General features: G+C 70.8%; 20 protein-coding genes. 7 read left to right on the forward strand and 13 right to left on the reverse strand.

What is annotated here, in order from left to right:
- The first annotated feature begins 153 nt into the window (after nucleotides 1-153).
- Together AB0B45_RS24915 and AB0B45_RS24920 are read left to right on the forward strand one after the other, a co-directional pair.
- A complete protein-coding gene (locus tag AB0B45_RS24915) occupies nucleotides 154-471 on the forward strand; it encodes a hypothetical protein (protein ID WP_358134628.1) in 318 nt (105 codons plus the stop codon).
- A 104-nt stretch (nucleotides 472-575) separates the two neighbouring features.
- Nucleotides 576-956 (forward strand): hypothetical protein, encoded by a 381-nt coding sequence (locus tag AB0B45_RS24920; RefSeq protein WP_358134631.1) that lies wholly within the window; start codon nucleotides 576-578, stop codon nucleotides 954-956.
- A gap of 502 nt (nucleotides 957-1,458) precedes the next feature.
- Here AB0B45_RS24920 and AB0B45_RS24925 read toward each other — a convergent pair.
- Nucleotides 1,459-2,616 carry a cysteine desulfurase family protein gene (locus AB0B45_RS24925; RefSeq protein ID WP_358134634.1) on the reverse strand — a complete coding sequence of 386 codons (1,158 nt, stop codon included), beginning with the start codon at nucleotides 2,614-2,616 and terminating at the stop codon, nucleotides 1,459-1,461.
- A 54-nt stretch (nucleotides 2,617-2,670) separates the two neighbouring features.
- Between AB0B45_RS24925 and AB0B45_RS24930 the strand changes: the two genes are divergently transcribed.
- The 3 genes from AB0B45_RS24930 to AB0B45_RS24940 all read left to right on the forward strand — a co-directional run bounded on the left by AB0B45_RS24930 (nucleotide 2,671) and on the right by AB0B45_RS24940 (nucleotide 5,077).
- Nucleotides 2,671-3,171: a TetR/AcrR family transcriptional regulator gene (locus AB0B45_RS24930; protein WP_358134636.1), complete on the forward strand. Its 501-nt coding sequence runs from the start codon at nucleotides 2,671-2,673 to the stop codon at nucleotides 3,169-3,171.
- Between the two features lie 99 nt (nucleotides 3,172-3,270).
- Nucleotides 3,271-4,464: an MFS transporter gene (locus tag AB0B45_RS24935; protein WP_358134639.1), complete on the forward strand. Its 1,194-nt coding sequence runs from the start codon at nucleotides 3,271-3,273 to the stop codon at nucleotides 4,462-4,464.
- Between the two features lie 64 nt (nucleotides 4,465-4,528).
- Complete coding sequence (locus AB0B45_RS24940; protein ID WP_358134642.1) at nucleotides 4,529-5,077, forward strand: HIT family protein; 549 nt, start codon at nucleotides 4,529-4,531, stop codon at nucleotides 5,075-5,077.
- 1 nt (nucleotide 5,078) lies between these two features.
- Here AB0B45_RS24940 and AB0B45_RS24945 read toward each other — a convergent pair whose 3' ends face one another.
- The 11 genes from AB0B45_RS24945 to AB0B45_RS24995 all read right to left on the reverse strand — a co-directional run bounded on the left by AB0B45_RS24945 (nucleotide 5,079) and on the right by AB0B45_RS24995 (nucleotide 18,238).
- Nucleotides 5,079-6,032, reverse strand: coding sequence for an electron transfer flavoprotein subunit alpha/FixB family protein (locus AB0B45_RS24945; protein ID WP_358134645.1), 954 nt, complete (start codon nucleotides 6,030-6,032; stop codon nucleotides 5,079-5,081).
- 19 nt (nucleotides 6,033-6,051) lie between these two features.
- Nucleotides 6,052-6,831, reverse strand: a complete 780-nt coding sequence (locus AB0B45_RS24950; RefSeq protein ID WP_358134647.1) for an electron transfer flavoprotein subunit beta/FixA family protein — start codon at nucleotides 6,829-6,831, stop codon at nucleotides 6,052-6,054.
- 195 nt (nucleotides 6,832-7,026) lie between these two features.
- A complete protein-coding gene (locus tag AB0B45_RS24955) occupies nucleotides 7,027-8,382 on the reverse strand; it encodes a serine/threonine-protein kinase (protein ID WP_358134650.1) in 1,356 nt (451 codons plus the stop codon).
- Between the two features lie 39 nt (nucleotides 8,383-8,421).
- Nucleotides 8,422-10,263 (reverse strand): serine/threonine-protein kinase, encoded by a 1,842-nt coding sequence (locus AB0B45_RS24960; RefSeq protein WP_358134652.1) that lies wholly within the window; start codon nucleotides 10,261-10,263, stop codon nucleotides 8,422-8,424.
- A gap of 4 nt (nucleotides 10,264-10,267) precedes the next feature.
- Nucleotides 10,268-12,562: a protein kinase gene (locus AB0B45_RS24965; protein WP_358134655.1), complete on the reverse strand. Its 2,295-nt coding sequence runs from the start codon at nucleotides 12,560-12,562 to the stop codon at nucleotides 10,268-10,270.
- A gap of 123 nt (nucleotides 12,563-12,685) precedes the next feature.
- Entirely contained in the window at nucleotides 12,686-13,201 is a 516-nt protein-coding gene (locus AB0B45_RS24970; protein WP_358134657.1) for a YbaK/EbsC family protein, read from the reverse strand.
- Nucleotides 13,202-13,218: 17 nt separating this feature from the next.
- Nucleotides 13,219-14,772: an FAD-dependent oxidoreductase gene (locus AB0B45_RS24975; RefSeq protein WP_358134659.1), complete on the reverse strand. Its 1,554-nt coding sequence runs from the start codon at nucleotides 14,770-14,772 to the stop codon at nucleotides 13,219-13,221.
- Nucleotides 14,765-15,607: a M55 family metallopeptidase gene (locus tag AB0B45_RS24980; protein ID WP_358134662.1), complete on the reverse strand. Its 843-nt coding sequence runs from the start codon at nucleotides 15,605-15,607 to the stop codon at nucleotides 14,765-14,767. Before AB0B45_RS24980 ends, AB0B45_RS24975 begins: the two co-directional genes overlap by 8 nt.
- Nucleotides 15,608-15,673: 66 nt before the next feature.
- Complete coding sequence (locus AB0B45_RS24985) at nucleotides 15,674-16,879, reverse strand: DUF6395 domain-containing protein (protein WP_358134664.1); 1,206 nt, start codon at nucleotides 16,877-16,879, stop codon at nucleotides 15,674-15,676.
- Nucleotides 16,870-17,208: a hypothetical protein gene (locus tag AB0B45_RS24990; protein ID WP_358134667.1), complete on the reverse strand. Its 339-nt coding sequence runs from the start codon at nucleotides 17,206-17,208 to the stop codon at nucleotides 16,870-16,872. The genes AB0B45_RS24985 and AB0B45_RS24990 overlap by 10 nt, the downstream gene beginning before the upstream one ends.
- Nucleotides 17,209-17,464: 256 nt before the next feature.
- Nucleotides 17,465-18,238: an enoyl-CoA hydratase-related protein gene (locus AB0B45_RS24995; protein ID WP_358134670.1), complete on the reverse strand. Its 774-nt coding sequence runs from the start codon at nucleotides 18,236-18,238 to the stop codon at nucleotides 17,465-17,467.
- Between the two features lie 154 nt (nucleotides 18,239-18,392).
- Here AB0B45_RS24995 and AB0B45_RS25000 point away from each other — a divergent pair, with 154 nt between their 5' ends.
- The gene (locus tag AB0B45_RS25000; protein ID WP_358134673.1) at nucleotides 18,393-20,264 is read left to right on the forward strand and encodes a histidine kinase; all 1,872 of its coding nucleotides are present in this window, start codon (nucleotides 18,393-18,395) and stop codon (nucleotides 20,262-20,264) included.
- Here the strand turns inward: AB0B45_RS25000 and AB0B45_RS25005 are convergent.
- Nucleotides 20,190-20,795: a response regulator transcription factor gene (locus tag AB0B45_RS25005; RefSeq protein WP_358134676.1), complete on the reverse strand. Its 606-nt coding sequence runs from the start codon at nucleotides 20,793-20,795 to the stop codon at nucleotides 20,190-20,192. The genes AB0B45_RS25000 and AB0B45_RS25005 overlap by 75 nt on opposite strands.
- Nucleotides 20,796-20,884: 89 nt before the next feature.
- Here AB0B45_RS25005 and AB0B45_RS25010 point away from each other — a divergent pair, with 89 nt between their 5' ends.
- A complete protein-coding gene (locus AB0B45_RS25010; RefSeq protein WP_358134678.1) occupies nucleotides 20,885-21,322 on the forward strand; it encodes a VOC family protein in 438 nt (145 codons plus the stop codon).
- Nucleotides 21,323-21,554 lie beyond the last annotated feature (232 nt).

Consider the following 21,554-nt stretch of genomic DNA (forward strand, 5'->3'; position numbering starts at 1 on the left):
GTGGCGCGAGGCCGATCAGAGGGTGACCGCGATCGTGTGAGGCCCAGCACAACGACTTCCCCGTCGTCGTCAGCGCGATGACACCCGATCGAGGCTTACGACGTCCGTGTGAAGGGTGACCGTCGCACGTGGCATCTGTCCAAGGTCGAGCCGGTGACCGAGGACGTCCGTTCGCGGGCGATCGAGCTTCTTCGCGAGGCCCGTTACACCGTCGGTGACCTGGTGGCCGCCGCCGCCCTGCGCACGATCAGACCGGTGATCATCACCTCGGACGAGGATGACGTGGACAGGCTCTGCGGAAAACGTCAAGGTCGTCGGAGTCTGAGCTTCAGGGGTCACCTGACAATGAACATCGGGCGGCATCGCAACGCCCGGTCGGCGTGCCCACCGATAAGGCGTAACCAACGGATAGCGGCGATTCGGCTGGCCACCATCGGTCTACACGATCGCGCGTGTCAGAACGTGTTCTGACTTACACTCGTGGAGTGAGCGCTAGCCATGCCGACTCGGTAACCTTCTCCGACTTGTCGAGAAATCCCCGGGCTGTTGCCGAACGTGCGGCAAGCCTGGGACGCGTGCGCGTCACTCACCGTGACGCCCCAGATTTCTACCTGACCGCAGCGGACCGTGAAGAGGAGCGCGAACGCACGCTGGCTACAGCGTCCCGACTGTTCCTCGCCTTGATCAAACATGACCCAACAGCGCGTGCGCTGGTCATAGCCATGCCTGAGGTCTTCCCTTGGGTGCGCCACCTTTCTTCGACCGAACTGCGTGCCTTCACGCTCGAACTGGTCGAGGCGCTCTCCGACGCCGCGGAGTTGGATGTCGATGCCACCACTCAGGAAGTCATCGCGGGCTGGCGGGCGACTGCACGGATCAAGGCCGACCCCGCGCACTACGCCGCGGCCCGCAAGCCCACGAGTGGCGACTATGGGTCGGTAGAGGTTTCGGCATGAGTCCGAAGCGCGGAGATCGAGTTTCCGTGCCACCGCCGGACGACGAGTGGGACGTCCGGTTCGTACCAGCGACGCGGTCAGGGGCTGGGAAGAGCTTTGCCGTCATGCTCTGGCCAATACGCGCCGATGCTTTGATGTGCTGCGTGCTGATCCCCGCTCACGCGTCAGCCACGACCGTCAACATCGCCTCCGCGGCGATCTCGCGACTCATCGTCACAATGGCAAGGACTTGGAGCAATGGGAGTTCGAGGTCACCAGCGGCGGACGTGTCCGCTACGCCATTGACGACGCCACTCGTATCGTCTGGGTGATCTACGCGTCGCCTCGACACCCGAAGGACACCGACTAGACGATCCCGTTTGCAGCAGTCAAGGCGCAGCTCATGGCGAACGGCCGGACCATGCGGAACCAGTGTGACGACCGGGGGTCCGGGGGCCGGAAGGCCACCGGCGAGGGGGCCGGGGGAGCTCGGCTCCCCGTTGGCGGAGCCCGGCCCGTGCGGTTAGCTGAGGCCGGCCCTGCGAGCTCGCTCGACCGCCGCGGGTAGCACCTCGATCAGCTGGTCGACGTCCTCCTGGGTCGAGGTGTGTCCGAGGGTGAACCGGAGGGACCCGCGGGCGGCCGCGACCTCCGCGCCCATCGCCAGCAGGACGTGGGACGGCTGGGCCACGCCGGCCGAGCACGCCGACCCCGTCGAGCATTCCACGCCCTTGGCGTCGAGCAGCATCAGCAGCGCGTCGCCCTCGCATCCGGGGAAGGAGAAGTGCGCGTTGCCCGGCAGCCGGTCGACGGGGTCGCCGTTGAGGACGACGTCGGGTACGGCCTGCCGTACCCGCTGGATGAGGTCGTCGCGCAGGGCGGTGAGGCGGCGGGCCTGATCCTCCTGGCTCTTCACGGCCGTGGACACGGCGGCGGCCAGGCCCGCGATGGCGGGGGCGTCGAGGGTGCCGGAGCGGACGTCGCGTTCCTGTCCGCCACCGTGGAGGACGGAGACGGGCGTCACGCCGCGCGCCAGGAGCAGCGCGCCGACGCCCATGGGGCCGCCGACCTTGTGTCCTGTGAGGGTGAGCGCCTCGGCGCCGGAGTCGGCGAAGGAGACGGGCAGCATGCCGACGGCCTGGACGGCGTCGGTGTGGAAGGGGATGCCGTGCTCGTGCGCGATCGCGGACAGCACGGGGATCGGCTGGACGGTGCCGACCTCGTTGTTGGCCCACATGACGCTGACCAGGGCGACGTTGGACGGGGCGCGTTCGATGGCGGCGCGCAGCGTGTCGGGGTGGACCCTGCCGTTGTCGTCGACCTCGAGCAACTCGACCTCGGCTCCCTGCCGGTCGGCGAGCCACGCGGCGGGGTCGAGCGAGGCATGGTGCTCGACCGAGCTGACGAGGATGCGCCTGCGCGGCTCGCGCGCCCAGTAAAGGCCCTTGATGGCGAGGTTGTCGGCCTCGGTGCCGCCGGAGGTGAAGACGACTTCGCTCGGGCGCGCGCCGAGGGCGTCGGCGATCGCCTCTCGGGATTCTTCGACCACCCGCCGAACCTGCCGTCCCGCGGCGTGGAGCGACGAAGCGTTTCCCACGCGGCCGAGCTGTCGGGTCATCGCTTCGATGGCCTCGGGAAGCATCGGAGTGGTCGCCGCGTGATCTAGGTAGGCCGGGCTCACCCGATCAGCGTATCTCGTTTGCAACTGTACCGTCCGGACGGTACAGTACACGGCATGAAGCGTGATGAGTTGCTGGATGCCGCGGAGGAGCTCCTCTGCGACCAGGGCTCTGCCGCGCTCACCCTCGCCGCCGTCGCCGACAGGGCCGGCGTGAGCAAGGGTGGTCTTCTCTACCATTTCAACAGCAAGGAAGCCCTGATCAAGGGCATGGTCGAGCGGCTCATCGCGGAGTTCGACGACCTGATGGCGGCACAGCCAGGCGATACCTACACCAAACGGTATATAGGCGCCACGCTCGCAGCCGTCCGCTCGGGCCGGCTGCGACGATGGGCGGTCGTGACGGGCGCCTCCGGCAACCTGTTCCTGCTCGCGCCGCTGCGCGACGCGATGGCCAGGTGGCACCGCGAGGGGCTGGCCGACGAGTCCGACCCCGTGGCTTCCCAGATCGTACGGCTGGCGTGTGAGGGCCTGTGGGACGTGGCGAGCCACGACCCCGACCTCAACACCGAGAGCGACCTCCAGGCCCTCGAGGCCCGCCTCCTCGCCCTGCTGTAGCGCGCCCTCCGCCGCGCCCCATCCCCCGAACCACCAGAACGACCACGCCCCCGCGCGCTGCCGCAGGGGCGTCATTAACGATCCCGAGAGGTGTTGACGATGACCCGCGACCTGAGGACTGCCCGTTATGGGTCGATCCTCACTTTTGTCCTTGCTGGCTTGATGGTGGGCACGATGACCGTGCGCATCCCCGCGCTGGCCGACAAGCTCGGCCTGTCCGAGGCGACGATCGGCGCGGTCCTCCTCGTGTGGGGGCTGGGCGCGCTCGTCACCATGCAGGCGATGCGCGGCATCATGAGCCGCGCGGGCAGCAGGACGGTGCTGCGGGTCGGCGGCCCTGCGACGGCGCTGTCACTGCTCGGCGTCGCCTGCGCACCCAACCTGCCGTCGCTGCTGGTGGCGGTCGCGGTGTTCGGCATGGCGTTCGGCACGGTCGACATCGCGATGAACGCCCAGGGATCCACGGTCGAGCAGGCCTACGGCAGGCCGCTGATGAACGGCATGCACGCCGGATGGTGCGTAGGCGCGATCAGCGCGGGGGGCGTCGGCAGCCTGTCGATCGCCCTCGGCCTGTCCTTCACCGCCAACCTCGCGCTCATCGCCCTCGTCTCGCTCCCGCTGGTCATGATCATCGGTCGCACCTACCTGCCCGAGGCCCCCGTGACCGTGACTGTCACGAAGGCACGCAGGCGGATGCCGCCGATCGTCTACCTGCTGGGCGCGATCATGTTCTTCGCGTTCATGGTCGAGGGCACGGTCGCCGACTGGAACGGTCTGTTCATGCGGAACGAGCTGGGCGCGACCGAGGCGGTCGCCGCGCTCGGCTACCCGATCTTCGAGGTCGGCATGCTGGTCGCCAGGATCGGCGGCGACAGGCTGCGCTCGCGCTTCGGCGTGCGGGGCATCATGACCGTCTCGGGACTGGCCACGGCCGCGACGTTCGCGATCGTGCTCACCGCCGCGACGCCGTTGATCGCCGTCCTCGCGATGTTCTTCGTCGGCCTCGGTGTGGCGACGATCTCGCCGATGACGCTCTCGCTGGCCGGCACCTCGACCGACAACCCCGGGCCCGCCATCGCCCAGGCAGGCGCGATGGGGTACGCGGGCCTGCTCCTGGGCCCCGTGGTGATCGGCTTCCTCAGCGACCTCACCTCGCTGCGGATGGCGCTGGGCATCGCGGTCGGGCTCGGCCTGCTCATCGCGCTGGCCGCCCGCTTCCTGCCGCGCGCCGAGCCCGAGATCGTCACGATCGCCCCCGTCGAGCGCCGCGAGCCCGCCGAGCTCGCCGCCTGACGCCCGGCCGTCACGGGGCCGCCCGATCTCCCGTACGGCCCCGCCCGCAGGGCAGAATCGGACGATGATCCGTTCCGAACGCATGGACCTGGACGCCTACGTCGAACGAACGAGAAACGGCCCCTGCTTCATCTGCGCGATCGTCGCCGGCGATCCCGCGCACGACCTGGAGGAGATCCTCTACGAGGACGAAGGACACCTGGCCTTCCTGGCCAGGTATCCCACCGTTCCCGGCTACACGCTCGTCTCGCCCAAGGCGCACGTCGAGCACGCCGTACGGGATCTCGACGAGGACGCCTACCTGGCCCTGATGGCGGTGGTCCGCAAGGTCGCCCTCGCCGTCGAGGCGGTCGTGCCGTCGGAGCGGACCTACCTGCTCACGCTGGGCAGCCAGCAGGGCAACGCGCACCTGCACTGGCACGTGGTGCCCCTCCCGCCGGGCACGCCGTACCGCGAGCAGCAGTATCACGCTCTGATGAGCGAGAACGGCCTCATCCCGTGGAGCCACGAGCAGGCCCGCGAGCTGGCGGACCGCATCAGGGCCGTCCTGGCGGGCCGGACAGACAGAAAGGCGGCGGCTCCCCTTGGGGGGGAGCCGCCGCCTTTCTCGTGAGCTACTTGCGCTTGCGGACCTCGTCGGCGAGCTGCGGGACGATCTGGTGCAGGTCGCCCACGACACCGAAGTCGGCCAGCTCGAAGATCGGCGCCTCAGGGTCCTTGTTGATCGCGATGATGGTCTTCGCGGTCTGCATGCCGGCCCTGTGCTGGATCGCGCCCGAGATGCCGGCGGCGATGTACAGCTGCGGCGAGACGGTCTTGCCCGTCTGGCCGACCTGGAACTGGTGCGGGTACCAACCGGCGTCCGTGGCGGCGCGGGAGGCGCCGACAGCCGCGCCGAGGACGTCGGCGAGGTTCTCGATGACCGAGAAGTTCTCCGCCGAGCCGACGCCACGGCCACCGGAGACGACGATCGCCGCCTCGGTGAGCTCGGGACGGGCGCCCTTCTCCTGCTTGACCCTGTCGACGATCTTCGAGGCCTTGGCGGCGTCGGAGAGGGCGACGGACACCTCCTCCTCGGCGCCCGCGGCGAGAGCCGGGGTGGGGGCGGTGGAGTTGGGGCGGACCGCGATGATCGGCGTGCCCTTGGTGACGCGGGAGTGGACGTTGACGCCGCCACCGAAGATGGACTGGTCGGCGACGAGGCCCTCGCCCACGCCGACCGCGTCGGTGATGACGCCCGAGTCGGTCTTGACCGCCAGGCGGCCCGCGACTTCCTTGCCCTCGGCCGTGGCGGCGACGAGGACGGCGGCCGGGGAGGCCGCGCCGACGAGCTGCGCGAGCAGTTCGGCCTTCGGCGCGACGACGTAGTCGACCACGTCGGCGGAGCCTGCGACGTAGACCTTCTCCGCGCCGTACTCGGCCAACTTGGCCTTGGCGTCGGCCGAGAAGCCCGGCCCCGCCCATACGGCCGAGGGGGTGCCGAGCGAGCGGGCCAGGGTCAGCAGCTCGAGCGTGACCTTCTTGACCTCACCGTCGACCTGCTCGACGAGAACGAGAATCTCCGACATATCAGCAAAACCCCCGTTCTCAGATGAACTTCTTGGACGCGAGGAAGTCGGCGGCCTTCGCGCCACCGTCACCCTCGTCCTTGACGATCGTGCCGGCCGCGCGCGGAGGAGCGGCGGCGAAGTCGACGACCTCGGACCAGGCCGCGCCCAGACCGACCTGCGCGGCGTCGATGGAGGCGTCGGCCACGGAGAGGGTCTCGACCGGCTTCTTCTTGGCCGCCATGATGCCCTTGAAGGACGGGTAGCGCGGCTCGTTGATCTTCTCGACGACGGAGACGACGGCGGGCAGCGTGGCCTCGACCTTGTCGTAGCCGTAGTCGGTCAGGCGCTGGATGGAGATCGAGGAGCCCTCGACGTCCACCTTGTTGGCCAGCGTGAGCTGGGCGGCGCCCAGGCGCTCGGCCAGCATGGCGGCCAGCACGCCGGTGCGGGCGTCTGTCGACTCCGAGCCGAGGATGACCAGGTCGAACCCGATCTTCTTCAGGGTCTGCGCCATCGCGTAGGAGGTCGAGAGCGCGTCCGAGCCGTGCAGGGCGTCGTCGCTGAGGTGGACTGCCTTGTCCGCGCCCATGGCCAGGGCCTTGCGAATGGTCTCGGTGGCCTTGCCTGGACCCATGGTGAGGACGGTCACCTCGCCGCCATGAGCCTCCTTGAGCTTCAGGGCCTCCTCGACCGCGTACTCGTCAAGCTCGTTGACGACGCCGTCGACGGCGTCGCGGTCGAGCGTCTTGTCATCGGACCGGAGCTTGCGCTCGGTCGCCGTGTCGGGGACCTGCTTCACGCAGACGACGATGTTCATGGCCGGTGGCCGACCTCCCGTAATCGCACGCTCGGATGAGTGCTGTCCAGACTGCCAGACTGCCCGGGGCGCCAGCTGCACGGCCCCTCGGGACGTCATGTTACCCATGAGTAGCTTTGACGCAAACCCGCAGCTCGCCCCACCCTACCGAACTATGTTCCGGAAGCCGGCTATGGCCCCGATCGGAAATCCCGATCAGGCGTTGAGCAGGAAGATCACACCCACGACCAGGGCGGTTACCGCGAAGAGCGCCAGCGAGAACGGGCTGAACAGAGCGCTCAGCGCCAGCCACAGCGCCACGGCCCCCGCCACCGACGTGAGGTCCGTCACCATGCGGCGAACCTTGAACAGGCCGCGCGACAGCAGCGCCACCGCCGCGTCGGCGACCACGACCAGCGCGTAGGTGGCCAGCAGGAGCAGCGAGACCTCGGGCAGCGGGGTCCGCGCGGCCGCCGCCAGCAGCGCGACGAACACCGCCGAACCGATCACCCACCGCCTGCGGACCTTCTCCCTGTGCAGGGCCCTCGACTCCTCGGACGACCTGCGGTGCTCGTCCGTGCCGGGCCGCCACTCGCGCGTCGACAGGTCGTGCACGTCCTGCTCACCCTGATGGGAGGGGCCGATGCCCGATCGCCTGCCCACCGAGAAGAACCGGCCCACGCCGGGAGCGCGGCCGCCCGACGCCTCGAGCACCGCCGCCTCCTGCTCCTGGCTCAGCGCGGGGCGGCGGCGTGCCGTACCCGCGCCTGTGACGCCGTGACGACCCCGGGCCGGGGCGTCCGCGCCCAGCACGGCGCAGATCTGCGCGGCCGTCGGCCGCGCCTCGGGGTCCTGCAGAAGGCAGTCGCGCAGCAGCGGCTCCAGCCACGCGGGCACCCCGTCCAGGTCCGCCTCGTGATGGACCACCCGGTAGGCGACGGCCGACAGCGGCCCCGTCCCGTACGGCTGGCGCCCCGTGGCCGCGTAGGCCAGCGTGGCGGCGAAGGAGAACACGTCGGCGGGCGCCCCGGCCTCGTGCCCCTCCAGCACCTCGGGCGCGAGATAGCCGGGCGTGCCGATCACCGCGCCCGAGGCGGTGACCGACAGCGAGTCGAGCGCGGAGGCGATGCCGAAGTCGATCACGACAGGATCGCCGTCGGCCATCATCACATTGGCCGGCTTGAGGTCCCGGTGGACGACCCCCGCCTCGTGCACGGCCAGCAGCGCCTGAGCCAGCCCCCTCGCCAGCCGCCGCAGGTCGGCCACGGGCACGGGGACGACGCTGAGCGGCCGCCCCTGCACGTACCGCGTCACCAGGTACGGCCTGCCGCCCGCGAGGGAGGCGTCGAGCACCTCGGCCACGAACGGCCCTGCGACCAGGCGCATGGTCTCGACCTCGCGTTCGAGCCTGGTCAGCGCCGAGGCGTCGGCGGCCACGTGCGGGTGCAGGAGCTTGACCGCGACCGTGCGCCCCTCGGGGTCGAGCGCGAGATGCACCTCGCCGAACCCCCCGGAGCCCAGCGTGGACAGCAGACGATAGGGGCCCAGGTGCTCACCGTCCGGCTCGCTCATGTCTCCATAGTGCCCCGCCAGGGGGCGGGAGACCACGCGTTATGACCAGGGTGACAGGAAGCCGAGCCCGAGACTGGTCATGAGCGAGTCGATGAGGCCTGTGACGAGGCCGCTCACGCTGTCCCTCGCGCTGCGGGTCAGCTCCCTGACCACGTCGGAGGGCTGCTCCCACGGGTGCCACGTCGGCTCCTGGCCCATCGCGAACATCACCGCGAGCAGCGCGGCCGTGCCGACGACCAGGGCCACCACCAGGCCCGCCCCCGGACTGCGGATGGTGCTGCTCAGCGTGCGGGTGACCGCCTTGCGCGGCGCTCCTCCGCCCGGCAGCACGAACAGGCCGGCGGCGAAGGCGCCAGCGGCGTAGGCCACGGCCTGATCGCTGTGGATCTTCAGCCCGTAGTGCAGCACGCCCCACACGCACACGCCCCACAGGATCGACAGCGGCACCTGCACCAGCGACACCAGCGCCGCCTTGATCAGCGCCCATGGCGTCCCGAGCAGGATCAGCGCGGGATCGGCCGCGCTGCTGCCGCGCAGCTGGCGGCGCGCGACGAGGTCGCCGAACAGGTACTCGCCCACGCGCAGCACCAGCGCGATCACCACGGCCGCCGCGCCCACCATCACCGGCATCATGACCGCGAGCGCGACCAGCAGGGTCAGCAGCAGCCCCGCGATGAGCGGGTGCCCGACCCGGTACCTCGGCCGTTCGGCCGCGGGAGGCGTGTAGGGCCTGGGCGCGGCTGCGGGCGCCGGCGGCGGCGTGTACGGCCTGACCGCCGCCTGCTGCGGCGGCGGGGCGAAGCCCGCCACCCGCTGGTCGGGGTACGGCGCGGGCGGCCGGTACTGCGGCACGTTCGCGGGCACGTACGGCGGCGGCTTGGGCTCGTCGCGCCGCCTCTGCTTCGGCTCCTTGCGGGGCTCGGGCCTGGGCGGCTTGGCGTACTCGACCGGCGGGAGCAGGTCGGAGTAGCTGTCGTCACGCCCGAAGGTCTTGGTCTGGCCCGGCTGCTCCAGCACGCGCGTGCCGTTCGGCGAGTGCGGCGGGGTCGGCGGCGTCTCGTTGAAGGCCGTCACCGACGGGTCGAGCTGCCGCGCCATCCGTAGCAGCTCCTGCGCGCTCGGCCGCGACTGAGGGTCGACCGCCAGCGCCCTGGCCAGCCAGCCGCGCAGCCACCCCGGCGCCTTGTCGAGCTGCGCCCGGCCTTCCATGATGTTGAAGCAGATGACCTCGAACGTGCCGGTGCCGAACGGCGGCGCACCCACCGCCGCGAAGAACACCGTCGAGGCCAGCGCGTGGACGTCGGCCGCCTGGGTGATCTCCGAGTCGCGGATGATCTCGGGGGCGAGATAGCCCGGCGTGCCGACGAACATCCCGGTCTGCGTGAGCCTGGTCGCGTTGACCAGGTGCGCGATGCCGAAGTCGATGACCAGCGGCTCGCCGTCGACCAGCATGACGTTGGACGGCTTGAAGTCACGGTGGATGACGTCGGCCGCGTGGATGGACACGAGCGCCGCGCACAACCCCTGCGTCAGCCTGATGAGCTCCTGGGCGGGCAGCGGCCCGTCGGTGAGCACCGTCTCCTCGAGCGTGCGCCCGGGCGCGAACCTGGTCACGACGTACGGCTGGCCCCCGACCAGCTCGGCGTCGAGCACCTCGGCCACGTGCCTGCTGCGCACCCTGCGCATGGTCTCGACCTCGCGCGTCAGCCTGTCGCGCGCCTTGAGGTCGGCGGCCACATGGGGGTGCAGCACCTTGATGGCGACCTCGCGCCCCTCCTCGTCGATCCCGAGGTGGACAACCCCCATGCCCCCCTCGCCGATCTTCCTGACGAGCCGGTAGGGTCCGAGACGCTCGGGCGCCTGGGTGTTGCCGGTGCTCATCTACTCATCCCCCTCCTTGGTCCGCCTTCCCCCTGAGGCCCTGGAGCTGGTCCGTGATCGGACTCACGCCGACCGGTGCCCATACGGACCGCCTGCCCGTATCCGGCACCGTGCCGTACGCCAGGACCAGGGAGAGCGCGGCTCCGACCGCGAGCACGCCCGCGAGCCCCATGGCCACGGTACGCGACGGAACCAGGGACGCGAGCGTCCTCCGCATCTGCCGCCCTGGAGCTTCTACCCCCGGACCGGCGCAAACCGTCCATAGCGCGATCGCTCCGCCCCAGGCCAGCGCGTTGGTCAACGGCATCCGGGTCAGCACCGTCAGCAGCAGCGTCACCGGCAGACCGAGGATCAGCGCGTACGGCACGAGCGCGATCGTGATGCCGATCGACTTCAGCAGCGCGGCCGGCTGGGCGAACACCCTCAGCACGTCGGCCGCCGCGGCGCCCGTCGGACGCCTGGCGTTCAGCTGCGGCTGGGCCAGGTCCGCCGCGCGCAGCAGCACGGCGAACGGGATCGCCACCGCGCTCACCACCACGGGCGCGAGGACGGCCAGCACGATCATGATGACGAGCAGCATGGCGCCCGCGACGCCGTACGCCTTGGAGCGCTGCAACGCCAGGCCAGGGCGCGCGCCGGGGATGCGCGGCTCACGCCACGTCTCGGGGTCGTGCGACGCCTGGTGGGCCTGCTGGGGCGCCTGCTGACGGCCCTGCAGGGGCACCGGCTGGTACGGCTGCTGGCCGTAGGGCGAGGGGAGGTCGGGCGCGTCGGGGCGGACCCTACGCGTGGGGATGTCGCCGTCCCTGTGCGGGTACGGCGGAGCCTGCGGAGGCACGCCCTGGTAGCCGGAACGCCCGCCCTGCGCGCCGGCCTGGCCGCCGGAGGGCGGGAACGAGCCCGCCCCTTGCTGGTAGCCGCCCGAGGGGTGGCCGGTGCCCTGGCCACCTGACGGGTGCCCGGTGCCCTGGGGCGGGGCGTTGTGCTGGGACGGGCCCGCCGCCGGCCACGGGCGGCTGGAGGGCGGGTCGGTGGCCGCGCGGGTCGGCACGTCCCACGGCTGCGCGGAGGCCTCCTCGCGCATCTGGCGCAGCTCCTCGGGAGTCACGCGCCGGGTCGGCCACGGGTCGCCGCCCGTGGTCGCGTGCTCGCCCTGCTGTCCTTGCTGACCCTGCTGACCGGCCGGCTGACCCGGTGCGCCGGCCTGCCGGCCCTGGTCGCCCGCGGGGGCCTGGCCCGGCCGGGCCTGTCCGCCGACCTGGTTCTGGCCACCCGTCGTGCCCTGGTTGCCGGTCGGCGGGCGCGCGGGGCTCTGGTTGCCCAGCAGCGAGACGTACTCCGGGCTGCCGGGGGCGGGCGTGCCGTACGGCCTGGACGAGGACGGCGGCCCGAGCGGCGGGCGCGCGGGCGGGATCGCCGGGGTGGGCACGTCGGCGGGGTCGGAGACAGGACGCTCGCTCTGCCGGTCGGGGCGCGGCACGGTGGAGATCTCGTCGGGCACCTTGGCCGGACCTGGCCCCAGCCCGGCGGTCTGCTCGGCCAGCTCCGCGGCCTTGGGCCGCTTGGCGGGGTTGCGCTGGAAGGCGGCCTTGAGCAGCGGCTGCAGCTCGCGCGGCGCCGCCGAAACCTCGGCCTTGCCCGCCGTGATGTTGTAGAAGATCATCTCGAGCGTGCCCTTGCCGAAGGGCGGCTGGCCGGTCGCCGCGAACAGCAGCGTGCCCGCCCACGCGTGGACGTCGACCTCGGGGCCCGCCTCGTGACCCTCGATGATCTCGGGCGCGAGGTAGCCGGGAGTGCCGATGAACATGCCGGTCTGCGTCAGCCTGGTCGCGTCGACCGCCTGGGCGATGCCGAAGTCGATCAGGACGGGGTCGCCGTCGAGGATCAGCACGTTGCCCGGCTTGAGGTCGCGGTGGATCACGCCGACGGAGTGGACCGCGGCCAGCGCGGACGCCACACCGTGGGCGACCCTGATCAGCGCGGGCAGCTCCAGCGGCCCGTCGTGCTTCACGATCTCGTCGAGGGGGCGTCCCGGGACGTAGCGGGTCACGATGTAGGGCCGGTGGCCCGTCACATCGGCGTCGAGGACCTCGGCGATGTACCTGCTGCGCACCCGCCGCATCGTGTCGACCTCGCGCGAGAGCCGCCGCCTGGCGACGTCGTCGCCCGCGACCTCCGCGCGCAGGACCTTGACCGCCACCTGCCGCCCCTGCGGGTCGACAGCGAGGTGGACAACGCCCATTCCGCCTTCGCCGAGCCGCCTGAGCAGCCGGTAAGGCCCTAGTCGGTCATCGTTCATGGCATGAAGCACCATACCGGCTCAAACCCCGCCCCAGAGATGAACCTCGAGGTCACATTCCCACGCATATGTAACGTCTGAAATGCCCCCATGGGTTTCCCAATCATCGGTATCGCATTGGTCTCAATTCGCTAGGTCAAGGACCTCCGCGGTTTTCAACCCGGCCAGCGCGGCCCCTGACAGGGCCAGCTTCGATCGCCTCACCCCACTGCCGATGACCACGTCGGGATGCGCGGCCACCCTGCTGTCGACCAGGATCGGCCAGTCGTCGGGCAGGCCGAGCGGCGTGATACCTCCATACTCCATCCCCGTGAGCGAAACCGCGTCGTCCATGGGGGCGAAGCTGGTCTTGCGCGCCTCGAGGTGCCTTCTCACCACGCCGTTGACATCGGCCCTGGTCGTCGCCAGCACCATGCAGGCGGCGTAGCGCACCTCGCCGCCGCGCTTGGCGGCCACCACCACGCAGTTGGCCGACGCGTCCATCGCCACCCCGTACTTGTCGCAGAAGGCCGCCGTGTCGGCCAGGTCAGGGTCGATCTCGGCCACGCGCACCTCCTCCTCCATCTGACGTACGGCGAGCGCCACCGGTTCGGCGAGCAGGTCGAGCCGGTCGGGCGCGGGAACCCAGTGCAATGTCATGACCAGGACCCTACGCCTCACGCGGACCTGACGGCCCGCTGGTGGAGCAGGGTCACGGCGCTCCTGGCCGACTCCATGGCACCCGCCTGCCAGGCCACCAGGTGAGTGAGCCAGTCACCCGCGAAGTACACCCTTCCCGACGGACGTTGCAGGAGAGTGAAGGACGAATCAAAGGCCGGCCAGCGGACCCAGCCTCCCTGCACGTGAGGCTGGCGCTCCCACGCGATGGAGACGCTCGACAGCAGGTCCGAGCGGTACTTCTCACCGTGGATCTTCTTGCCCTGGGTGAGCGCCCTGCGCTTGCGGTCCTCGGGGATCAGCGCGCCGTACAGCTGCGCGGCCTCGTCGGAGTTGTAGTAGCCGACGAGCAGGCCGCGCTGGGCGTGGTAGTCGTGGGAGGGATACCAGATGTGCGTGATGTCGAGGTCGGTCTCGGTGACGCCGCCGTAGATGCGGTCCTCGAGCTCCCACCAGCGCCTGCCGTACTCCAGTCCGATCTTGCCGGCGGCGACCGGAACGGGGGTTTTGAGGGCGATAGTTACCTTTTCCCCGAGATTGTGGAAAATCTTCGCCATCACGTGCGGTGGGAGCGTGGCCACGCAGAAGTCGGCGGTCAGCTCGCCGCCCTCCCATGCGACGGTGACACCGTGGTCCAGGTTGGTGATCTTGGTGACCCTGGCGCCCGTTCTGATGCGGTCGCGGCCGACGGCCTCCGTCAGCTTGACGACGATCGCGTCCATGCCGCCGACCGGCTGGAACATCGGGGTCGCCTGGTCGTAGCCGAAGTCGTTGGTGATCGCCCTGCCCACGCCCGCGGCGAGGACGTCGTGGATGCCGGCGGGCCCGGTGATCTCCGTGCCGCCGTCCATCCCCGGATAGGTGGTGAAACCGCGCCGCTCCGAGCCTTCGTAGGCCAGCCTGGGCCCCAGGTCGCCGAACCTGCGCAGGAACTCCAGCAGGCGCTCCCTGTCGTCCCGATTGAGCCTGCGGTCCAGCGTGCCCTGATGTGTGGCCTTGGCGAGCAGTTCCGCGATGTATCCGTACATGTCGGCACGAGCGGTCTTGTTGCGGACGGTGCGCCCGTTGGTGTGGACGTAGGCGGCGGCGTTGGTGTTGACGAATGTCTCAATGGGGATGCCGAGCTCGCGGCAGTAGTCCATCGTCACCATCCACGGCGCGATCCTGCCGGGGCCCGCGTTGAAGTAGACGCCCTCGCCGAAGCGGACGTCCTGCGCCGGGCCGTTCAGCTCCGTGAGCCGGTCGCCGCCACGCAGCGTGAGGTTGCGCCCTCCCGTCCTGTCGCCGGCCTCCAGCACGGTGCAGTCGTAGCCCGCCTTGCCCAGCTCGTAGGCGGCCGTCAGCCCGGCCACTCCCGCGCCGAGGATGACCACCGAGGCGGCGCCCCTGCCCTTGAGCGTGAAATCTCCCTGCCTGGGCGGGGTGAACGCCTTGTCCTGCTCCGAGGGGGCCAGGCCGAGCGCGCCCATCGCCGCGTACATCGCGCCGGCGCCACCCGCCGCGCCGATCCCGACCAGCAACCCCCGCCTGGTGAGCGCGGCCCGATCAGCCATAGGGGCCGCTGCCGCAGGCCACCTGCCCGCCGATCGTCGCGAACAGGCCCATCAGCGCCATGATCTCGGTGAAGTCGTCCGTCACGAACTCGATCTCCCGCGAGCCCGCCTGCTTCACCCCCGGGATCAGCGCGCACGCCGCCGCGATCGCCGTGGAGTTCCACTCCACACCCAGCGTGTACGGCCTGGCCGCCGCATAGGGCGTGAAGTCGCTCAACCTGTCCAACGCCCGCGCCGCGCTCTCACGGATACGCGACTGGGCAACGCTCGGCGGCAGCAACTCGGCGGAGAACTTGTCGATCCCCTTCTTCACCGAGACCGTCTCCACGTCGCCGAGCACGTCCCTGGCCTCCTCGCCGACCGCCTCGTCACCCGTGATGAGCGCGACGGGAACCCCGTGGAAACCGGCGCAGGCCGCGACCAGCCTGGTCTCGCCGCACGGCTCGCCGTTGAGGAAGATGTTCTGGATCTCCTTGCCCATCCACGTGTGGTTGAGCACGCCGTGCTGCACGCCGGCGCGGGCGTGGTAGCCGACGAACATCGCCGCGTCGAACGAGGAGTCGAGCCCCTGCGCCATGCGCTGCGACTTGCCGGGGCCGCGGATGAGGGTGGCGCGCGGGTCGAGCAGGTCGATCCGCAGGTTCTTGGTGGAGCCGTGGGCGTCGTTGACCAGCACGCTGGTGGCGCCCGCGTCGAAGGCGCCCGCGATGGCGGCGTTCGCGTCGGCGGTCATGAGCTCGCAGCCGCGCTCGTAGCCGCGCTTGCCCGCGTGCATCTCCTCCGGGTCGGTCAGCCCGGTCACGCCCTCCATGTCGACCGACAGGTAAACCTTCACCTCACCGCCTCCTCTCACTCACGGCCGAACCGCACGCTCTCCCGACGGACCCCGGCACGCCGACTGTCACGCGCCCCACGTCTCGACCCGCCGCGCCTGCGCCTCGTCCATGAACCCCACCCGCGCCGCCATGAACTTCGCCACCTGCCCCCGCCATGCCTGCGGGACCTCCTCGATCGCCGGCCGGTAGCAGTGGTCCAGCCACGCCGTCGACTCCTCCGTCGCCCGAAGGTAGTGGGCGGCCTTCGCGAAAGGCGTCTTCTCGATGCCCGGGATGCGCGCGCAGCCGTACTCGATCATCTCCTGCCCGCCGTACGGCGGCGGCTCCTGCCACTTGCGCGCCACGGGACGGCTCGCGGTGATCGGCGTGTCCATCGGCCTGCGTTCGACCGCGGCCTGGATGAGCTCCTTGTACAGGCACTTCCCGCACGTGCGGCACGGCCCGCCGGTGCCCCGCAGGCACCACCTGACCTGCGCCTTCAGCGGCGACTCCAGCGCGATGCGCATGGTGACCGCCTCGCTCACGCCGCCCACGGGCAGCACGATGTGCACGCCCACCGCCGCGAACAGCCGCCCCCACGCCCCGTGCGGCGCCCACATGAGGTTGTCGGGGGTGTAGCGCAGCAGGTAGCGGTCGCCGCCCAGCCAGCGCGAGCCCAGCTCGTAGCCGAACGCGAGCCCGCCCAGGTCCATGCGGTCGGCCAGCAGCAGCGCGCCCGCCGCGACCGCGTGGTGCTCCGGGTAGCCGGGCCTCGGCTCGGCGAGGGTGAACTCCAGGTCGGACTCGACCGTGGTCACCTCACGTCCGGTCTGTACGGCGAGCCTGGCCAGCACGTCCGACCTGTAGTGCGGCCACCGGTTCGGGACCCGCTGGTGCGACACCCTCCTGAAGTGCACGAACGGCGCATCAGGGAAGATCGTCGCCGCGGCCACCGAGTCGGCGCCGCCACTGTAGGAGATCGCCAGCGTCCCGCCCGCCTCGCGAGGCGTCCCGCCGACGGGCCCCGCCTCGACCCCCCACCCGTCGTGCAGCGCCCGCGCCAGCTCCGGCGAGACCGGCCGGTCGAACGTGATCCGCCTGCGCGTCCAAGGGGCCACGATCGTCCACGCGGCCACCGCCCACAGGTCGTCGTGCGCGTCGCCGGGCACGTCCTTGATCTCGCACGAGTTGGTGGCCAGCTTCACCGGGTGGTCGTCGGCGGCCCTGCCGGTGATCTCGTCCTCGGGGTCGAGCCTGAACGTCAGCTCGCCGCCGTTCCACCTCACGCGCACGAGCGCTCCCTGAGCTCGTCGATCGCCTGCCAGACGAGGACCTCGTTCTGGAGCACCCTGTCGAGCGCCTGCGCGGTCTCGAAAGCCAGCCGGTGCGCCTCCTCCGCCTTCGGGTCCTGCTTGTGCTCGGACCGGGCCTCGGACGGCCTGGGGGTGGTCCTGAGCCGCTGCACCTCGGCCTGGAGGGTGGTCACCTCACGTCGGAGCGTCTGGACTTCCCACAACGCGTCCTTGATGTCCTGCCGGTGGTCGGCGACCGAGATGTAGCGGGAGTCGAACCACGAACGCACGGCCTTCCTCAGCCGCGCCGGGACCAGGACGCGCATCATGAAACGCCACGATAGCGGCAAACCCTCTTCATCCTGGGCCGGTCGCCCACGTTCGCCCGCCCCACCTTCGAGCCGGCCCCCGACCCACCTGCGCATGATCGTCGGGCTCACTCCGGCCGTTCCTCGCCGGTGGGATCGGTTCCGCATTCGCCCTTCGGCCAGCCTGGGTCCCGGGGAGCTCGGCCCCCGGACAGGGGAGCCCGAGCCCCCTGAAGCGCGGAGCGCGAGACGGGCGAGGCCCATGCGGTGCGGCGGGTCAGCGGCCGGTGAACTTGGGCTTGGACTTCTCGGCGAAGGCCCGCATGCCGATCTTGGCGTCGTCCGTGGCGAACAGGCCGGAGAACTGCAGCCGCTCCACCTCGAGCCCCGTGTCCAGGTCGACCTCCAGGCCCTGGTCGACTGCCTGCTTGGCGGCGCGCAGGGCGACGGTGGGGCCGCCGACGAACGTGGCCGCCCACGTCAGCGCCGCCTCGTAGACCTCCACGTCGGGGACGACCTTGTCGACCAGGCCGATGGACAGGGCCTCGGCGGCGGTGATGTGGCGTCCGCTGAAGATGAGGTCCTTAGCGCGGGCGGGGCCGATCAGGCGGGGAAGGCGCTGGGTGCCGCCCGCGCCGGGGATGATGCCGAGCTGGATCTCGGGCTGGCCGAGCTTGGCGCCCTCACCCGCCACCCGGAAGTCCGCGCACAGGGCGAGCTCGCAGCCGCCGCCCAGCGCGTAGCCGGTGATCGCGGCGATGACCGGCTTGCCGATGCGCGTGACCGCGGTGAAACAGTCCTGGAGGATCTTCGAGTGGGCTGCCATGTCCGCATAGGACATGTCGGCCATTTCCTTGATGTCGGCACCGGCGGCGAACACCCGCTCCCCGCCGTACAGGACCACCGCATGGACGTCCTGGTCGGCGTCCACGGCGCGCGCGCACTCGGCGATCTCGCGCTGGACCTGCCCGTTGAGGGCGTTCATCTTCGGACGATCGAGCCTGATCGTGGCGATCTGGTCGGACACCTCGACGCGTACAAACTCACCCATGGGGCGACCCTATCCGGCGACGGCGAGAAACAGCACGGGCCGTCCACGCACGTCTTCCGGCAAAGCGGTGAATCTTTTGTGAAACTCGGAAATACCTCCGCGAGGTCGTCCCCCGCGGTGCATCGTGAGCTCAACAGGTGACAGTGGAGGCGCGATGTTACGGCTGGCACAGCTGGTCGCCGTGGTGGTCAGCGCGGGCTTCTCCTTCGGCGGGGTCATCGGCATCGTCTACTCCGCCGACCCTCCGGCGCGGAAGGCGGTCGCGTTCACGCTGCTGGCCGTCCTGCTCGCGCTGCACCTGCGCAACTGTGTGCGGCGGACCGACGGGCGCAGGCCGCGCTGGTGGCCGTGGACGCTCGCCGTACAGGCGGTGCTGACCGCGGCCGGCCTGATCTGGTTCGCGAGCACGTGGTACGGCAACACCGGCTTCCTGGCCGCCGCCGTCCTGCTGCTGATCAGAAGGCCATGGGCCAGGTGGACGGCGTTCTCGCTGGTGCTGCTCGCCCAGTTCCTCTCGGCGCTGACCGTGCGGCCCACCCTGAGCGAGGCGCTCTACCTCGTCGTCGGCCAGGCGGCCTTCGTCGGCGTCGCGCTGTACGGCGTGGTCCGCCTCTACGACCTGATCGTCGACCTGCGCAGCACGCGGGCGGAGCTGGCCGCGGCCGAGGTGGCCCGCGAGCGGCTGACCTTCGCCGAGGAGCTCAACGAGCGGGTCGGCGGCAGCCTGGAGCGCGTGGTCGGCGCTCTGCAGCGGCCCGACCTGACGCGCGACGAGCTGGAGACCAGCCTGGCGACGGCGCGAACGGCGCTCACGGAGGTCCGCTCGGTCTCCCACGCCCACCGCGAGAGCACGCCCGCCAGGACGCTGGCCGGAGACCTGACCATCAGGGTCGTGACCGTGCTCGTGGTCACCACCGTGCTGCTGATGATCGTCCCGCACGAGGTGCGCCACCTCCTCCAGATCCGGCCTTCGGGCCTCCAGCTCGCGGTGTTCGTCGCCGCGCTGGCCGCCTTCGTCGCCCTGTACCTGCGGGCGTGCCTGTCCGACGGGAGGCACCGGCTCTGGACGCTGGCCGCGATGGTGGTGCTCACCTACGCCCCGACGCTGGTGCTCGGCGTCAAGCTCTGGTACGTCGCCACGCTCCTCCCCGGCGCCGTCGTGGTGCTGCTGCGCGGCCACGCCAGATGGATCGGGGCGGCCGCGGTGATCACGGGTGACACGGTCTTCCACCTGACGCTCTCCGGGCTGGCCGGCAACACACTCGACGTCGCCTACGGCATCGTCTACGTGGTCGAGCGGGCGATCATCGTCTACGCGCTCTGGCGGATGGCCAGGCTGACCGTCGAGCTGCGCGAGGCGCGGGCCGAACTGGCCAGGGTCGAGGTGGCGCGCGAGCGGCTCCGGTTCGCCAGGGACCTGCACGACCTGCTCGGGTACGGCCTGTCCGTGGTGGTGCTCAAGGCTGAGCTGGCCTTCCGCCTGCTGGAGCGGGATCCCGTTGCGGCAGGGCGGCAGCTGTCCGACGGGCTCGACGCGGCCCGCCAGGTGCTCGCCGACCTCGGCTCCGTGGCCGCAGGGCGCACCGAGATCTCGCTGGCGGCGGAGGCCGAGTCGGCGCGGGCGGTGCTGGAGGCCGCGGACGTCGAGGTGAGCTGGTCCTTCACCGCCGTGCCGCTGCCCGAGGACGTGGACGCGGCGTTGGCGACCGTGGTGCGCGAGGGCGTGACCAACGTGATCAGGCACAGCTCGGCGCGCCACTGCACGCTGGAGATCACCGTCGACGACCTGCTGGTACGGCTGCGCCTGACGAACGACGGGGTGGCGGCGGCCGTACCCGGTCACGGTCCGGGCTCCGGGGTCGGCAACCTCACGCAGCGGCTGGCCGCGCTGGGCGGGCGGCTGCGCACCGAACGGGCGGCGGGCTCGTTCGAGCTGGTGGCGGAGCTCCCGCTAGAGCCAGCCCTCGTCGGCGGCGATGCGGATCGCGTCGACCCTGTTCCTGGCGTTGAGCTTCATGACCGCTGACGACAGGTAGTTGCGGACCGTGCCCCTGCTGAGCGAGAGCCGTACCGCGATCTCGTCGGCCTCCGCTCCGGTCGCGGCCAGCCGCAGCACGTCGACCTCGCGGACGGCCAGCGGGTTGTCCGCCTTGCGCAGGGCCGCGACGGCCAGCTGAGGGTCCACCACCTGCTCGCCCCCGACCACTTTCCTGATGGCGTCGATGAGGTCGCCCGGCGGCGAGTGCTTGAGCAGGAACCCGCTGACCCCCGAGGCCATCGCGCGGCGCAGGTAGCCGGGCCTGGCGAACCCCGTGAGCACCACCGTGCGGCACCCCGGCACCTCCTCGCGCAGCAGGGCGGCCGCGCTCAGGCCGTCGAGCTCGGGCAGCTCGATGTCGAGCACGGCCACGTCGGGCCGCGACTCCAGCGCGGCCGGCACGATCCGGTCGCCCCGCCCCACGGCCGCGACGACGGCCAGGTCGTCCTCCAGCTCGAGCACGGCGGCCAGCGTTTCACGCAGGATGCGCACATCCTCCGCGATCAAGACCCTGATCATCTGAATCCTTCACACGGAACCGGTGAACGTGGCACTACAGCGGTGCTTCCCGGATTGCGAATATAACGGCAAGAGAAGAGGAGCACACCATGCAGAAGATCTCCACGTACCTCTGGTTCGACAACCAGGCGGAGGAGGCGGCCAACCACTACGTCTCGATCTTCGACGACTCCAGGATCGTCGAGGTCACCCCGATGATCGTGACCTTCGAGCTCGAGGGCCATCGCTTCCTCGCACTCAACGGCGGTCCGCAGTTCAGGTTCAACGAGGCGATCTCCCTCTACGTCGACTGCGAGTCGCAGGACGAGGTGGACGAGCTGTGGGCGAAGCTCACCGCCGACGGCGGCGAGGACGGCTCCTGCGGCTGGCTCAAGGACAAGTACGGCCTCTCCTGGCAGATCATCCCCAAGGCCCTCCCCAAGCTGCTCAGCGACCCCGATCCGGCCAGGGCGGAGCGCGCCATGCAGGCGATGCTCAAGATGTCGAAGATCGACGTCAAGGCACTCGAGGATGCCGCCAACGGCTGACGGCTCAGCCCTCGACCACGTGCTCGGCGATGCGGGCGCGGGCCCCCGTCCAGGCGGCCCGCGCCCCAGCCCTCCCGGGTCAGCGCGTCAACGGCCCTCTTGGCCGGGGTCGCGAAGCACAGCACCGTGCGCTCGACCGGCCGACCCTGTGGTTGGCGGGCTGGAGGTCGTCGGCGAGCGCGTGTGACGGCGTGGCGGGATGCAACCGGTGGCTGCTGTGGTCCACTCTGAT

It is taken from the genome of Nonomuraea sp. NPDC049152, from assembly GCF_040648355.1.
In the GTDB taxonomy this organism is placed as follows: Bacteria; Actinomycetota; Actinomycetes; order Streptosporangiales; family Streptosporangiaceae; genus Nonomuraea.